The 14,737-nt window shown below is 64.1% G+C and carries 14 protein-coding genes; 10 read left to right on the top strand and 4 right to left on the bottom strand.

Annotated features, from left to right (window positions below):
* The first annotated feature begins 48 nt into the window (after positions 1–48).
* The 10 genes from pbpC to RFM98_RS13675 all read left to right on the top strand — a co-directional run bounded on the left by pbpC (position 49) and on the right by RFM98_RS13675 (position 10,621).
* On the top strand, positions 49–2,151 hold the full coding sequence (gene pbpC, locus RFM98_RS13720; RefSeq protein WP_502572759.1) for a penicillin-binding protein 1C: 2,103 nt from the start codon (positions 49–51) through the stop codon (positions 2,149–2,151).
* Between the two features lie 247 nt (positions 2,152–2,398).
* The gene (locus RFM98_RS13715) at positions 2,399–3,088 is read left to right on the top strand and encodes a M15 family metallopeptidase (protein ID WP_430682301.1); all 690 of its coding nucleotides are present in this window, start codon (positions 2,399–2,401) and stop codon (positions 3,086–3,088) included.
* Positions 3,089–3,390: 302 nt separating this feature from the next.
* Positions 3,391–4,416 (top strand): sulfate ABC transporter substrate-binding protein, encoded by a 1,026-nt coding sequence (locus RFM98_RS13710; RefSeq protein ID WP_320309375.1) that lies wholly within the window; start codon positions 3,391–3,393, stop codon positions 4,414–4,416.
* A 61-nt stretch (positions 4,417–4,477) separates the two neighbouring features.
* A complete protein-coding gene (gene cysT / locus RFM98_RS13705) occupies positions 4,478–5,329 on the top strand; it encodes a sulfate ABC transporter permease subunit CysT (RefSeq protein ID WP_320309374.1) in 852 nt (283 codons plus the stop codon).
* Positions 5,322–6,206: a sulfate ABC transporter permease subunit CysW gene (cysW, locus tag RFM98_RS13700; protein ID WP_320217599.1), complete on the top strand. Its 885-nt coding sequence runs from the start codon at positions 5,322–5,324 to the stop codon at positions 6,204–6,206. The genes cysT and cysW overlap by 8 nt, the downstream gene beginning before the upstream one ends.
* Positions 6,207–6,274: 68 nt before the next feature.
* Complete coding sequence (locus RFM98_RS13695) at positions 6,275–7,315, top strand: sulfate/molybdate ABC transporter ATP-binding protein (RefSeq protein ID WP_320309373.1); 1,041 nt, start codon at positions 6,275–6,277, stop codon at positions 7,313–7,315.
* A 206-nt stretch (positions 7,316–7,521) separates the two neighbouring features.
* The gene (locus RFM98_RS13690) at positions 7,522–8,508 is read left to right on the top strand and encodes a sulfate ABC transporter substrate-binding protein (protein WP_320309372.1); all 987 of its coding nucleotides are present in this window, start codon (positions 7,522–7,524) and stop codon (positions 8,506–8,508) included.
* Positions 8,495–8,749, top strand: a complete 255-nt coding sequence (locus RFM98_RS13685; protein WP_320309371.1) for a hypothetical protein — start codon at positions 8,495–8,497, stop codon at positions 8,747–8,749. The genes RFM98_RS13690 and RFM98_RS13685 overlap by 14 nt, the downstream gene beginning before the upstream one ends.
* A 7-nt stretch (positions 8,750–8,756) precedes the next feature.
* Entirely contained in the window at positions 8,757–9,206 is a 450-nt protein-coding gene (locus RFM98_RS13680) for an RrF2 family transcriptional regulator (RefSeq protein ID WP_027167615.1), read from the top strand.
* A gap of 269 nt (positions 9,207–9,475) precedes the next feature.
* Positions 9,476–10,621 (top strand): hypothetical protein, encoded by a 1,146-nt coding sequence (locus RFM98_RS13675; RefSeq protein WP_320309370.1) that lies wholly within the window; start codon positions 9,476–9,478, stop codon positions 10,619–10,621.
* A gap of 26 nt (positions 10,622–10,647) precedes the next feature.
* On the opposite strand, the gene RFM98_RS13670 is transcribed toward RFM98_RS13675, so the two are convergent.
* The 4 genes from RFM98_RS13670 to RFM98_RS13655 are packed head-to-tail and all read right to left on the bottom strand — an operon-like array spanning position 10,648 to position 14,712.
* A complete protein-coding gene (locus tag RFM98_RS13670) occupies positions 10,648–11,160 on the bottom strand; it encodes a gluconokinase (protein ID WP_320309369.1) in 513 nt (170 codons plus the stop codon).
* A 44-nt stretch (positions 11,161–11,204) separates the two neighbouring features.
* Positions 11,205–12,191 carry an ABC transporter permease gene (locus RFM98_RS13665; protein ID WP_320309368.1) on the bottom strand — a complete coding sequence of 329 codons (987 nt, stop codon included), beginning with the start codon at positions 12,189–12,191 and terminating at the stop codon, positions 11,205–11,207.
* On the bottom strand, positions 12,188–13,168 hold the full coding sequence (locus RFM98_RS13660; RefSeq protein ID WP_320309367.1) for an ABC transporter permease: 981 nt from the start codon (positions 13,166–13,168) through the stop codon (positions 12,188–12,190). Before RFM98_RS13660 ends, RFM98_RS13665 begins: the two co-directional genes overlap by 4 nt.
* Positions 13,165–14,712 carry a sugar ABC transporter ATP-binding protein gene (locus tag RFM98_RS13655; protein ID WP_320309366.1) on the bottom strand — a complete coding sequence of 516 codons (1,548 nt, stop codon included), beginning with the start codon at positions 14,710–14,712 and terminating at the stop codon, positions 13,165–13,167. The genes RFM98_RS13660 and RFM98_RS13655 overlap by 4 nt, the downstream gene beginning before the upstream one ends.
* Positions 14,713–14,737 lie beyond the last annotated feature (25 nt).

Genomic DNA, 14,737 nt, shown 5'->3' with positions numbered 1-14,737 from the left:
AAGGTGCCAGTCCACCCTCCGCAGCTGCTGCGGAGGACGGGCAGGCGGATGAGGGGCAGCATCATGCTCTCCAAAAGATTTCTCAGGCGCACCGCGATCGCAGGCATCTCGCTTGCTTGCGTTGCGGGCGCGTCTTGGGCCGCGCTATGGGAGCTCGACCGCGCCTTCCCGCCACTGCCGGCAAAGCTGACGGTCTCGACGGAGGTCCAGGACCGCGACGGCCAGCTGCTGCGCGCCTTCGCCACGCCGGACGGCTACTGGCGGCTCGAAACTCGCCTCGACGAGGTCGACAGGCAGTTCGTCGACATGCTGGTCGCCTATGAGGACAAGCGCTTCTGGGATCACCGCGGTGTTGACGTTCTGGCGCTTTGCCGCGCCGCCGGCCAGTTCGCCACCAGCGGCCATATCGTGTCCGGCGGCTCGACCTTGTCGATGCAGCTTGCCCGGCTGATCGAGCCGCGCGACAGCCGCAGCCTCGGCTCCAAGATCAAGCAGATGCTGCGCGCCATCCAGATCGAACGGCGACTGTCCAAGCGCGAAATCCTTGAACGCTATCTGACGCTGGCGCCCTATGGCGGCAATCTCGAAGGCGTTCGTGCCGCATCGCTCGCTTATTTCGGCAAGGAGCCGAAGCGGCTCACGGTCTCGGAAGCCGCACTCCTTGTCGCCCTGCCGCAATTGCCGGAAAAGCGTCGGCCCGACCGCAACCTGGACATCGCCCATGGCGCACGCGATCGCGTGCTCGCCCGCATGGTCTCGGCCGGCCTGCTCGGCGAACGCGAAGCCGCGCGCGCCGCGCTGGACGATGTTTCCGGCCTGCGCCGCAAGCTGCCGGCGCTGGCCGCGCACGCTTCCTATGCCATGCTGCCCAAGGCCGTGCCCGGCAAGCCGCTGCAGCTCACCATCCGCAAAAGCGTGCAGCAGGGGCTGGAACAGGTCGCAAGGGATGCCGCCAGGAAGCTCGGACCAAAACTTTCCATCGCCATGATCATGGCCGACGCGCGCACCGGCGATATCCTCGGCGAGGTCGGCTCCGCCAATTTCTTCGACGCCAGCCGTTCCGGCTGGATCGACATGACCAAGGTGGTGCGCTCTCCCGGCTCGACGCTGAAACCCTTCATCTACGGACTGGCCTTCGAGCAGGGGCTGGTGGCGCAGGAGATGATCATCGAGGACAGCCCGGCCGATTTCGGCGGCTATCGTCCAAAAAATTTCGACATGGGTTACCAGGGCGACGTCTCGATCCGCCAGGCGCTGCAATTGTCGCTCAATGTGCCGGCGATCCGGGTGCTCGATGCCGTCGGTCCGGCACGGCTGACGGCGCGGTTTCGCCAAGCCGGCGTCAACCCGATCCTGCCGGTCAACGAGGCTCCGGGCCTGGCAATCGGGCTTGGCGGCGTCGGCGTGACATTGCGCGATCTGGTGCAGCTCTATACGGGGCTCGCCAATGGCGGGAAGATGCATACGCTGCATGACGGCACCGAGCCCGCCAGTGCCGAGCGCACCACCGCCACCATCCTCGACGACCAGGCGGCCTGGCAGATCGACGACATCCTGTCCGGCGTGAAGCCGCCGGAAGGCGCCATGCAGCGCGGCATCGCCTACAAGACCGGCACCTCCTACGGTTATCGCGATGCCTGGTCGGTCGGCTTCGACGGCCGCTACGTTCTGGGCGTATGGGTCGGCCGCGCCGACGCCAGCCCTGTCCCCGGTCTGTCGGGCTATGTATCGGCGGCACCGATCCTGTTCGAGGGCTTTGTCCGTTCCGGCCTTGCCAGCGTGCCGTTGCCCAGCCGGCCGCCGGGCGTCTTCAACCCCAGGCGCGAGGAATTGCCGGTGACGCTCGCCCGCTTCGGCGCCGGCTCAGACGGGCTGGTGCAGGCCACCGCCACCGAGCCGGCGCCGACCATCATCTTCCCGCCCAATGGCGCCCGCGTCGATCTCGGCACCAATTCGGCCGATGCCACGCCGCTGGTGCTGAAACTGCAGGGCGGCCGGGCGCCGTTCCGCTGGCTCGCCAACGGCAAGCCGCTCGCCGGCATCGACCGCCGCCGCACGGCGACCTGGCAGCCCGACGGCACCGGCTATTCGACGCTGACCGTGATCGACGCCGCCGGCCGCGCGGCCAGCGTGAAGGTATTCGTCGAATAAGATGCGGCAAGCGATTCAGGGGATTGCGGTTCTTAAAGCTTCGGCTCGCGGGATCTCTCGCCTGATGCATGGCGCGAGGCACCCCCCTCTGGCCTGCCGGCCATCTCCCCCGCAAGGGGGGAGATCAGCAGCTTCGGTGTCGCGCCCAACCTTTGACGGTTGGCGAAAGCCGATGCGAAATCGAATCTCCCCCCTTGCGGGGGAGATGCCCGGCAGGGCAGAGGGGGGTGCCTCGCGCTGGCCTTTGTTGGCTGCGATCTTCGCGATACTAGCTATCTCCTCCCCAGCCCGCGCTGACCCCCTGCCCGGCGGCTTCGTCAGGCTCGCCGATATCGATCCGGCCATCCGCCAGGATATCCGCTATGCCGGCATCGAAAACTTCCTGCACCGCAAGGTCAATGGCTATGACGCGCCGGTCTGCATCCTGACCGCGCAGGCGGCGAAGGCGCTGTCCAGCGTCCAGAAAGCAATGACCGCCAAAGGCCTGACGCTGGTCGTTTTCGACTGCTACCGCCCTGCCCGCGCGGTTGCCGACATGGGCAGATGGACGAGAGAAGGTGGCCCGCCGGATCCGCAATGGTATCCGACCGTCGAGCGCGGCGATCTTATCGCCAAGGGTTATGTCGGCGAGTTGTCCAGCCATTCGCGCGGCTCGACGGTCGACCTCGCCATTGCGGCGGCCAGCAAGAAAAGCCCGGCTTGTGGCGCGTCGGACGGCGGCACGCTCGATTTCGGCACCGGTTTCGACTGCTTCGACCCGATGAGCGAGACGTCGCACCGTCCTCTTCCCGCCGAAGCGGCCACGAACCGCAAGATGCTGCTTGCCGCCATGCGTGCCGCGGGCTTCCGCAACTATGCGCGCGAATGGTGGCACTTCACCCTGGCAAAAGAGCCTTTTCCAAAACAGCGCTTCGATTTTCCGGTCACCGCCAATTAGAGCAATTCCAGGAAAAGTGCGTTGCGGTTTTCCGTTCGGAATTGCGTTGAGACTAAGAGTAGAGCGGTTCGGCGTTTCAATCAAAAGCTGAGCCGCTCTAGGCGCCCCGGACTTGTCCTGACCCCGACCGCTTCTAATTAGGCCGGGGATGAACCGCCACGCGGCCATCGATTGAGGAAACTATTTCCTCAATCGGCCCAAGCTCGGCGAAAAATTGCTTCGAGGAGGTGAAAAAGGCAACATTCAATGCATCTAAATTCCATAAACTCGGTAGAGTTCGCAGCAGTTCAACGGAGGCGGGAATGACACCTCATTTCAGGAAACTGCTCGGCGCGCTGGTCGCCACATCCGTCCAGTTCGGCACGCTTGGTTTCGCGTTTGCCGATACGACCATCCTAAACGTGTCCTATGACCCGACTCGTGAGCTCTACAAGGCCTATGACGAGGCCTTCGCCGCGCACTGGAAAGCCGAGACCGGCGAGACGGTCACCATCCGGCAGTCGCATGGTGGCTCAGGCGCTCAGGCTCGCGCCGTTATCGATGGCCTCGACGCCGACGTGGTGACGCTGGCGCTCGAAGGCGACATCAACGCCATCGTCTCCAAGTCGAAGAAGATCAATCCCGATTGGCGCACGAAATTCGAAAACAATTCAGCACCTTACACCTCGACCATCATCTTCCTGGTGCGCAAGGGCAATCCCAAGGGCATTCACGACTGGAACGATCTGGTGAAGGACGGCGTGCAGGTGATCACGCCGAATCCGAAAACCTCCGGCGGCGCGCGCTGGAACTATCTCGCCGCATGGGCCTATGCCAACGCCCATGACGGCAATGATGAGGCCAAGACCAGGGAATTCGTCGGCAAGCTCTATGCCAACGCCCCGGTGCTCGACAGCGGCGCCCGAGGCTCGACCGTCACCTTCGCGCAGAAGGGACTGGGCGATGTTCTCATCGCATGGGAAAATGACGCCTACCTGGCGCTCGACGAATTCGGTGCCGACAATCTCGACATCGTCTACCCGCCGACCTCGATCCTGGCCGAGCCGCCGGTGGCTGTCGTCGACGCCAATGTCGACGCCAAGGGCACGCGCAAGGTGGCTGAAGCCTATCTTTCCTATCTCTATTCGAAGGAAGGCCAGACCATCATCGCCAAGAACCATTATCGCCCGGCCAAGCCCGACCTGGTCCCGGCCGAGGATCTCGCCAAGCTGCCGCAGATCAAGCTGGTCACCATCGACGACCCGCAATTCGGCGGCTGGAAGAAGGCACAGCCTTACCATTTCGGCGATGGTGGTATATTCGACCAGATCTACAAGCCGGCCCAGTGAAGGCCGCCTTTAAAATGCCGACTGCAATCTGGTTGAGTAAGAAGGGACGATCCAGAACAGCATGACCACAGCACCCGCCCAGGCGGGGTGGCGGTTCAGACAGCCGAGTGTCATTCCGGGTTTCGGACTGACGCTCGGCTTCTCGCTTGCCTACCTCACGCTCATCATCCTCATCCCGCTTTCTGGGCTCATCTGGCGCTCGGCTGCGCTTGGCTGGACCGATTTCTGGGCTTTAGCCACCGACCGGCGCACTGTCGGGGCTCTCCAGATCAGCTTTGGCACGGCCTTCATCGCCGCCGTGGTCAACGTCGTGTTCGGCTCACTCGTCGCCTGGGTGCTGGTCCGCTACCGTTTCCCCGGCCGCCGTGTCGTCGATGCCATGGTCGACTTGCCTTTCGCGCTGCCCACTGCGGTTGCCGGCATCGCGCTCACCACCCTTTACGCCCCGAACGGCTGGATCGGGCATCTTCTGGCGCCGCTCGGCATCAAGGTCGCCTATACGCCGCTCGGCATTGTCGTGGCGCTGGTCTTCATCGGCCTGCCTTTCGTCGTGCGCACCGTCCAGCCGATTATGGAAGAGATCGACAAGGAGGTCGAGGAAGCCGCCGCCACGCTCGGCGCCAGCCGTTTCCAGATCATCACCCGCGTTCTCCTGCCGGGCCTGGCGCCCGCCATCATCACCGGCTTCTCGCTCGCCTTCGCGCGCGGGGTAGGCGAATATGGCTCGGTTATCTTCATCGCCGGCAATCTGCCCTACAAATCCGAGATCGCGCCGCTTTTGATCGTCATCCGGCTGGAGGAGTACAACTATCCCGCCGCAACCGCGATTGCCGCGATCATGCTGGCGCTCTCCTTCGCGATGCTGCTCGTCATCAACCTCGTGCAGACATGGAGCCGCAAGCGCTATGGCTGACCCCGAGATCAAATCCTATGAGCCGCTGCACGAGAGCCGGTCGGCCGCGGTCACCGAAAGCCGCCCCGTCCGCATCACGCTGACGATCGCCACGCTGGTTTTTCTCGGCGTCTTCCTGCTGTTGCCGCTCATCATCGTGTTCAAGGAGGGTTTCGCCAAGGGCGTCGGCGCTTACCTGGCGTCGCTAAGCGATGCCGACACGCGCTCGGCGATCCGCCTGACGCTGCTGGTGGCGGCGATCTCGGTGCCGCTCAATCTCGTCTTCGGCCTGTCCGCCGCATGGGCCATCGCCAAGTTCGAGTTCAAGGGCAAGGCGTTCCTGACCACGCTGATCGACCTGCCCTTCTCGGTCTCTCCGGTCATCTCGGGCCTGGTCTATGTGCTGCTCTTCGGCGCGCAGGGGTTGCTGGGCGCATGGCTGAAGGCGCATGGCATCCAGATCCTGTTCGCGGTGCCCGGCATCGTTCTGGCAACCGTCTTCGTCACTTTCCCCTTCGTCGCGCGCGAGCTGATCCCGCTGATGCAGGAACAAGGCAATGGCGACGAGGAGGCCGCTCTTTCACTCGGCGCCAGTGGCTGGCAGGCCTTCTGGTATGTAACGCTGCCCAACGTCAAATGGGGATTGCTCTACGGCGTACTGCTCTGCAACGCCCGCGCCATGGGCGAGTTCGGCGCGGTGTCCGTGGTTTCGGGCCACATTCGCGGCCTTACCAACACCATGCCGCTGCATGTCGAAATCCTCTACAATGAGTACAACGCCGTCGGCGCCTTTGCGGTCGCTTCGCTGCTTGCCGGCCTGGCGCTGGTGACGCTGGTCTTGAAAACACTTCTCGAGATGCGCTACGGCGCCGAGATCGCCGCGACGCGCGGACACTGAGGAATAGCTGTCGCCCAAAGCCTGGCGGTTTTGGGACAACGACGGCATCAACGAACTGAGGGATTTGCATGGAAGTTCGCGTCGTCAACGTGCGCAAGGAGTTTGAGCTGTTTCCGGCGCTCCATGACGTGTCGCTCGACATCAAATCGGGCGAGCTCATCGCGCTGCTTGGGCCGTCCGGCTCCGGCAAGACGACGCTGCTTCGCCTGATCGCCGGCCTGGAGCGGCCGACCAAGGGCGCCATCTTCTTCGGCGACGAGGATGCCTCGCAGAAGTCGATCCAGGAGCGCAATGTCGGCTTCGTCTTCCAGCACTACGCGCTGTTCCGCCACATGACGGTGGCCGACAATATCGGCTTCGGCCTGAAGGTCCGGCATGGCGCGGCGCGGCCGTCAGCGCAGGAAATCCGCCGCCGGGCGACGGAACTGCTCGACCTCGTCCAGCTTTCAGGTCTCGAAAAGCGTTATCCCGCGCAGCTCTCCGGCGGCCAGCGCCAGCGCGTGGCGCTCGCCCGCGCCATGGCGATCGAGCCCAAGGTGCTCTTGCTCGATGAACCGTTCGGCGCACTCGACGCGCAAGTGCGCCGCGAGCTGCGCCGCTGGCTGCGCGAGATCCATGACCGCACCGGCCACACAACCGTCTTCGTCACGCATGACCAGGAAGAGGCGCTGGAGCTCGCCGACCGCGTCGTGGTTATGAGCCAGGGCCGCATCGAACAGGTCGGCTCGGCCGACGAGATTTACGACACGCCGAACTCACCCTTCGTCTACAGCTTCATCGGTGAATCGAGCTCGCTTCCGGTCAAGGTCGACAACGGCGAGATCTGGCTCGCCGACCGGCCGATCGGCTTGCCGGCGCCGAACGCTGCCTCCGGCGAGGCACTGCTCTATTTCCGTCCGCACGATGTCGAGTTGCTCGACGGCTGCAGCGGCTGTATCGCCGGCACGGTTGCCGCGAGCCGCCGCGTCGCCGGCACCAGACGAGTCGAGCTCGAGGTCGGCGGGGAGCGCCAACGCGTCGAGATCGAGCTGCCAATCGACCATCCCGCGGCACAGAAGAGCCGCGTGGCCTTCAGGCCTGGGCGCTGGAAGCTTTTTCCGTCGGCCTGAGACAGCTTTACGCTCGACGCCGTCTGCGGTGGCCACCGGCGATGCCACCCATGAATCCGCCTGGAAGAAAATCCTACCAAAAGGCTGTTTCAGCGAGATATTTTCCGGACCCTCGCTCTCCTCTCGGAGGGCGTGCCTCGTCGGGCCAGGCTTTCCTCACTATGGTCGCGTCATAGCTTCGACCCATTTCCAAGGAGCCTGTTTTCATGAAGCGTCTATTGCTCGGCATCGCGGCTGTTGCCGGTCTCGTCCTCGCATCCTCCCAAGCCTGGTCGGCCGACAAGCTTTTGAATGCATCCTATGACGTCGGCCGCGAGCTGTTCGTCGACATCAACAAGGCCTTCATCGCCGGGCATCCCGGCGTCACCATCGATCAGTCGCATGCCGGCACTTCGGCGCAGGCGCGCGCCATCGCGGAAGGGCTTGGCGCCGATGTCGTCACCTTCAACCAGGTCACCGACGTCGACTTCCTGGTCAACAAGGGCCTTGTCTCGGCCGACTGGCAGAAGGATTTTCCGGACAATGCCTCGCCCTTCTATTCGCTGCCATCCTTCCTGGTGCGCGCCGGCAACCCTAAGCACATCAAGGACTGGAACGACCTGGTGCGCGACGACGTGCAAGTGATCTTCCCGAACCCGAAGACATCGGGCAATGCGCGCTACACCTATCTCGCCGCCACCGCCTATGCCAAGGAGGCCTTCAAGGGCGACGACGCCAAGGTGAAGGAGTTCATCACCAAGCTCTTCAACAACGTGCCGATCTTCGACACCGGCGGCCGCGCCGCCACCACCACTTTCGTCCAGCGGGAGATCGGCGACGTGCTGATCACGTTCGAGTCCGAGACGCGCGGCATCCGCAAGGAATATGGCGACGACAAGTTCGAGCAGGTTACGCCTTCGGTCAGCCTGCTGGCCGAGTTCCCGGTGGCGATCGTCGACAAGGTTGCCGACGAGCACGGCAGCCGCGATCTCGCCAAGTCCTATCTCGACTTCCTCTACACGCCCGCCGGCCAGGACATTGCCGCCGAGAACGGCCTGCGGGTTCGCGACGCGACGGTCGCCGCCAAGTACAAGGCCGACTTCCCGGACGTCCGCCTGCTGACGGTGGAAAAGGTGTTCGGCGGTTGGGACAAGGTTCAGAAGGAGCATTTCGCCGCCGGCGGGCTGCTCGATCAGGCCTATGGCAGTCGCTGAAAAAGGCTCCACAATCAGGAAGAGCAAGGAAGCCGGCTTTGCCGGCTTTCTTCAAGCGGGGCTGCATGAGTTCGCGGGGGAAATCCCAACCCCCAACGTGAAAACGTTACGAAGAATCAACGCGTTTGTGCCTAAGCTGCACCGGCAAAATGTTGGGCCAGAAGGCGTTCCGCGGTCAAACTGTCATGATTTGCACACAAACAACCGCCAGATGCAGGCGCATTGGGGTTTGATGAACTGAATCGGGCATGCTGACCAAAAAAGGCAAATACGGCCTCAAGGCCCTCGTGCATCTTTCCAGCCTGCCGGCTGGCCAGCTTGCATTCGTCAACGACATCGCGGTCGCCAACAACATCCCGAAGAAATTCCTGGATGCGATCCTGGGCGAGCTGCGCAATGCCGGTTTCGTCCAGAGCCGCAAGGGCAAGGAAGGCGGTTACCGCCTCGCCCGGCCCGCTTCCGAGATCAAGATCGGCCATGTCGTGCGCGTGCTCGACGGGCCGCTGGCGCCGATCCCTTGCGCCAGCCGCACGCAATACCAGCGCTGCGAGGACTGCGACGAGGCCACGTGCCAGGTCCGCCACATGATGCTGGAAGTGCGCCAGGCGATCGCCGAGGTGCTCGACAATCGCAGCCTCGCCGCCATGCGCGATGCCGACAACGATGATTTCCCGGCAGAACTCACTTCGCAGATCTAACGCATGTCGCCCAGAAGTGTGCAGCGGTTCTGGGACAACGACATGCATCACAACAAAGACTTAAAGTGCGTCGCCTGAATCCGGTTCAGCGCGACGCGCTTTAAAAGCAGCAAAAAGCCGTGCAGCGGCGGGGCTCGGCGACTTCGCCATAGCCTTCCGTCCGCGATTGCGTCAGACGAGAAGTCGCCATGCCCCGACTTGTCGCCCTCGGTTGCCAGTCCACTGTGGACGCAGTAAAGCGGCTGGAGGATGGAACAGGGCTCTGACGCATGAGGCTGCCTTGGCTTGGCAATTCCCGCAAGGCCAGCCGGCAACCATCGTCGAGCGACATCTATCAAACCGAGATCATTGCCGACGTACCGGTGCCGGAGCGCAATGAGTCCGTCCGCTTCTTCAGCCGCAAGGTTGTCCGCCCCGGCAAATTGCGTGGTTTCTCCAATCGGGACCTGCGCGAGAGCCTGCTGTCCTGTTTCTATCTCGGCGTCGCGGCGATGCTGCCGGTCTCCTGGTGGGGACCCATCTGCGGCTGGGTGTCCAGGCTCAGGCGCAGGCGCCACTTTCGCAAGGAGTTCGCCCGCTACGACGTCGCGGTCAAGGCCGTGCTCGGCGATGCCGTCGACACGCGAAGCATGTTCGAGGCCCAACTTGCCGCCGTTCACCGCCGACGGCTCATGCCTGCGGCGCATCTCGTCGCCGGCTGGCGCTGGTCGCCGGCGATCCGGCTGGAAGGCCTCGAAGGTCTGCGACAAGCCGTTCGCGAAGGGCGCGGCGCTATCGTATGGTGCGACCAGTTCACGGCGCAGACGATCATGGGCAAGCGCGCGCTGCATGAGGCCGGTGTCGATGCCCATCAGGTGAGTGCGCAGTTCCACGGCTTCTCGCCGAGCAAGTTCGGCTTTCGCGTGATCAACCCGCCGCTGGTCAATGTCGAGAACCGCTTCCTGAAAAGCCGGATCGTCTTTGAGCGCACCGACGCCTATCAGGTCACCACGCGCATACAGAAGGTGCTGAGAGCAAACGGTGTGGTGCTGATGACCAACACCGTCTACGCCGGCTCCGCCTTCACCGAAGCCGCCATGGGCGAGCATGGCTGGACGCATCTTGCCTCGGCGCCGGCAAACTTTGCCGCGCGCGCCGGCGCGGCATTGTTTCACATGGCGACCATCGAGACGGTCCCGTTTCGCCAGTACCGCGCGATCGTCAGCGAGCTGAGCGCAGGCCCGCAAGCGCCCGCATCGCGGACCAAGGACACGACGGCGAAGAACCTCGCCGTTCAGGCGGGATACATCCTGTCGAAGCGCGACCATATGCTGGAAACGCTCAAACTCTGTCCGGAGCAGATGATGGCCTGGTCGAGCGTCATGCGGCTGACCGAGCGGCCAACCGAAACCGCTATCGGCAGTGACGGCGCCTGAGCTTCAAGTTTGGGGTCTGTTGAGATTCACTGACCCTGGCCGATGATCTCTTTCAGGATCCCGGCAACACTTCGCGTTCCGTCCACCGTCACCGCCCGTTCGTCCGCGGCAGGCTCCTCCAGCGTGGCGAACTGGCTGTCGACCAGGCTTGCGGGCATGAAATGGCCCTTGCGATCGGCAACCCGGCGCCAGGCCGTTTCGCGATCGATCTTCAGATAGAGGAAGACTGTCTCAGGGCAGAAGCGGCTGAGCCGCTCGCGGTAGCTACGCTTCAGCGCCGAGCAGGCCGCCACCGATTTTCGCCCGCCGGCAACGGATGTCGCGATACGCTCGCCTATGGCGTCGAGCCAGCCCTCGCGCAGCGCGTCCGTCAGCGGCTCGCCACGCGCCATGCGCGCCACATTCTCAGGCGGATGCAGCCGGTCGCCTTCGATAAAGTCGGCGCCCAAGGCTTTGGCGAGCGCCTCGCCGACGGCCGTCTTGCCGCAACCGGCAACGCCCATCACGACGATGGCCGGCGCCGTCCGAAGATCGCTCATGCGAAGCTCCGGGATCTGCGGTCTTGCGCTCGCCTCATCCACGGTCAGCGGCTTGCCGGCGCGCGCCCGTAGAGCAGAAGCATGGCGATGATGACGACACCATAGATGATCTGCCGTCCCGCCTCGGGCATCTGCATGACCGAGAGGATGGATTGCAAGAGCGTGATCAGGATCACGCCGGCCACCGTGCCGAGGTAGGAGCCGCGCCCGCCGAGGATCGACGTGCCGCCCAGCACGACGGCGGCGATCGACGGCAGGAGATAGGCATCGCCCATCGATTGGGCGGCCTTGGATGCATAGCCAGCCAAAAGCACGCCGCCAAAGGCCGACAGCCCGCCGGAGACGGCGAAGGCGATCATCACGATGCGGCGCGTGTCGACGCCGGAAAGGTAGGCGGCGCGCTCGCGGTTGCCGATGCCGTAGACGGCGCGGCCGAAGCTGGTGCGGGTCAGCACGAACACCATCGCCGCGCCGATCAGCGCCCAGATGATGACGGCATTGGGAACGCCCGGAATGGTGAAGCCGGTTGCCAGGTAGCGCATCGCCGCCGTCGCCGAATCCTGTGGCGAGAAGCCGCCCGTGTAGACCACCATCAGCCCTTGCGCGACGGCATTGGTGGCCAAGGTTATGATCATCGAGGGGATGCGCAGATAGGCGACGCCGAAGCCGTTGACGATGCCGATCCCCACACCGCACAGCACGCCGAACGGGATGGCTAAAGCAACGCCGGCCGGCCCATAGGCGGCGGCCGCGCAGGCCATCATGGCGCCTGCCGCCACCGCCCACGGCACCGACAGGTCGATCTGGCCGAGCAGGATGACCAGCATCATGCCGGTTGCGATGACGCCGAGGAAGGACGCGACCTTCAACTGCTGCAACAGATATTCCGGCGACAGGAAGCTGCGCGAATAAAGGCTGCCGAGGAAAAGCAGCAGCACGATACAGGCAAAGGCGGTGACGACAGCCGGATCGGCGCGTCGCAGAAACTTGGGCATGCGGCCGGCAATGCCGCCGAGTGTCGTTTCGCTCACAGGAACCACTCCAGCCGGTTGCGCACCCGAAACAGCGCGAAGGCGCCGAGGCTGACCGCGATCAACAGGATAACGCCCTGGAACAGCGGCTGCCAGAGCGGATCGAAATCGAAGACGAACAGCAGGTCGCCGATGGTGCGGAAGGCAAGCGCGCCGAAGATGGCGCCGACGGCACTGCCCTTGCCGCCGAACAGCGAAACGCCGCCGAGCACGACGGCAGCGATCGAAAACAGCGTGTAGGCATTGCCGCTCGCATAAGCCGCCTCGCCCGTATAGGTGAAGAAGGTCAGGAACAGGCCGCCGATGGCCGCAAGCAGGCCGGCAAGCGTGTATGCTAGAAACTTGCCCCTGCGAATCGGCACGCCCGACATGTAAGCCGCCGTCTCCGATGAGCCCGCCGCATAGGCGGCGCGCCCGAGTTCGGAGCGACTGAAAGGCACCCAAACGACAAGCACCACGACGAACAGCGCCACCAGGCTTGCCGGCACCACGCCGAAGAAACGCCCGGTCAGGAAATCCGCAAGGTCCTCATTGACCGAACCGCCGGGAAACGGGCGCAAAAGCAGCGCAAGGCCGAAATAGACGGCGCCCGTGGCGATGGTGGCGACGATCGGCTGCAATCGGCCATAGATGACGATGGCGCCATTGACCGCCCCGCAGGCGAGCCCGGTGCCGAGCACCGCCATCACGCCAAACGTCGTCTCCAGGCCGGTGCCGACCACCAGCCATGAAGCCATGCAGTTGGTCAGCGTGAAAATCATGCCGACGGAAAGGTCGATGCCGGCGGTGATCACCACCAATGTCTGCGCCATGGCGACGAAGGCAAGCAGCACGCCCTTGTTAGCCGCCGTCTGCACGACATTGGCCGTGAAGCCGGCCGGATGGTTGGCGCCATAGATGGCGAACATGACCACGAAAATGCCGAAGGCCAAAAGCGTTCCGCGTTGCTCGGCCAGCCAGTAGCGCCAGTCCTTCACGCCTTCCCTCCTGGCTCGATGCGGTGGTCCTCGCCATGGATGTTGAGAGCGCTGGCGATCAGCGCGTGCTCGGTGATCCCGGCGCCGACGAGCTCGCGTTTGACCGCGCCGTCATAGAGCACGAGCACGCGGTCGCAACAACCGATCAGCTCGTCATAGTCGGTCGAATAAAACAGGATCGCGGCGCCCTCATCCGCCAGTTTGCGCATCAGTTGGTAGAGCTCCTGCTTGGTGCCGACGTCGATGCCGCGCGTCGGGTCGTTGAGCAGGATGATGCGTGGCTGCCGCATCAGCCATTTGGCGATGACGACCTTCTGCTGGTTGCCGCCCGAGAGCGCGCCGACGGGAATGTCCAGCCCCGCCGTCTTGATCGCCAGCAACCCGACCATATCGTCGATCAGGCGCTGCTCGGCGGCGCGATCGATGATGCCGCCTCTTGCCAGTCGGTCGAGGGCCGCGAAGGAGAGGTTTTCGCGCACCGTCATCGGCAGCATCAGCCCCTCGGTCTTGCGATCCTCAGGGATCAGCGCCATGCCGATGCGGCCATGGCTGGCCGCGGTCGGGCTGGCGATCGAAACCGGCTTGCCGTCGATCAGGATCTCACCTGAAAGGCCGCGCAGCACGCCGAAGAAGGCGAGCAGCAGTTCGCGCTGGCCCTGCCCGTCGAGGCCGCCGAGCCCGATCACCTCACCCGCGGCCACCGATAGCGAGACCTTGTCCAGCCGGTCGCCCCATGAGAGGTTGCGCGCCTCCAGCACCGGAACCGCTCCTGTTGCCGCGCGAGGCGGCTTCGGCGGAAAGATGTGACTGTACTCGCGCCCGATCATCAGCTCGACAACTTCGTTATCGCTCTTTGAACCCGCCGCATAGCTGGCTACGTTGCGGCCGTTGCGAAACACCGTGCATTGGTCGGCCAATTCGGCGATCTCGTTCATCCGGTGCGAGATATAGAGCAGCGCCAGCCCCTCCTCGCGCAGCCGTTTCAGCACGCCGAAGATCTTGGCGACATCTGTCGCCGTCAACGCCGACGTCGCCTCGTCGAGGATCAGGATGCGTGGCTTCCTGGCCAGCGCCTTGGCGATCTCGACCATCTGCCGGCGCGACAGCGGCAGGTCCTTGACTAGGGCCAGCGGGTGGATGTCGGAAGCGCCCGCGCGGGCCAGGGCCGCTTCCGCGATGCGTCGCTGCGCCTTGCGGTCGATCATGCCGAAGCGCTTCGGCGGATCGGAAATGACGATGTTGTCGGCGACACTGAGCTCCGGGACCAGTGACAGTTCCTGAAAGATGCAGACAATGCCGGCTTTGTTGGCGGCGGCCGGCGAAGCGAAGATGACGTCGCTCCCGCCCAGCGTCATGCGTCCTTCGTCCGGCGCGACGACCCCGGCCATGATCTTGATCAAGGTCGATTTGCCGGCGCCGTTTTCGCCGAGGACGGCGTGGATGCTGCCGGCCGTGATCGTCAGTTCGGCCTTTTCCAGCGCGCGTACGCCACCATAACGCTTGGATATGCCTTCCATGCGGAAGAGCGGAGCCGCGCCGTCCATCAGCCCTCCCAGGCCAGTTCGCGAT

The organism is Mesorhizobium australafricanum (assembly GCF_033977265.1).
Taxonomy (GTDB): domain Bacteria; phylum Pseudomonadota; class Alphaproteobacteria; order Rhizobiales; family Rhizobiaceae; genus Mesorhizobium; species Mesorhizobium australafricanum.
Note: the sequence above shows the minus strand (reverse complement) of the source record. Positions and strands in the feature narration are given on the sequence as shown.

Coding starts and splice junctions, on each gene's coding strand:
- cysW (WP_320217599.1), top strand. CDS start 5,322: ATGGCTGACCCCGAGATCAAATCCTATGAGCCGCTGCACGAGAGCCGG.
- RFM98_RS13685 (WP_320309371.1), top strand. CDS start 8,495: ATGGCAGTCGCTGAAAAAGGCTCCACAATCAGGAAGAGCAAGGAAGCC.
- RFM98_RS13675 (WP_320309370.1), top strand. CDS start 9,476: ATGAGGCTGCCTTGGCTTGGCAATTCCCGCAAGGCCAGCCGGCAACCA.
- RFM98_RS13680 (WP_027167615.1), top strand. CDS start 8,757: ATGCTGACCAAAAAAGGCAAATACGGCCTCAAGGCCCTCGTGCATCTT.
- RFM98_RS13695 (WP_320309373.1), top strand. CDS start 6,275: ATGGAAGTTCGCGTCGTCAACGTGCGCAAGGAGTTTGAGCTGTTTCCG.
- RFM98_RS13690 (WP_320309372.1), top strand. CDS start 7,522: ATGAAGCGTCTATTGCTCGGCATCGCGGCTGTTGCCGGTCTCGTCCTC.
- RFM98_RS13670 (WP_320309369.1), bottom strand. CDS start 11,160: ATGAGCGATCTTCGGACGGCGCCGGCCATCGTCGTGATGGGCGTTGCC.
- pbpC (WP_502572759.1), top strand. CDS start 49: ATGAGGGGCAGCATCATGCTCTCCAAAAGATTTCTCAGGCGCACCGCG.
- cysT (WP_320309374.1), top strand. CDS start 4,478: ATGACCACAGCACCCGCCCAGGCGGGGTGGCGGTTCAGACAGCCGAGT.
- RFM98_RS13710 (WP_320309375.1), top strand. CDS start 3,391: ATGACACCTCATTTCAGGAAACTGCTCGGCGCGCTGGTCGCCACATCC.
- RFM98_RS13655 (WP_320309366.1), bottom strand. CDS start 14,712: ATGGACGGCGCGGCTCCGCTCTTCCGCATGGAAGGCATATCCAAGCGT.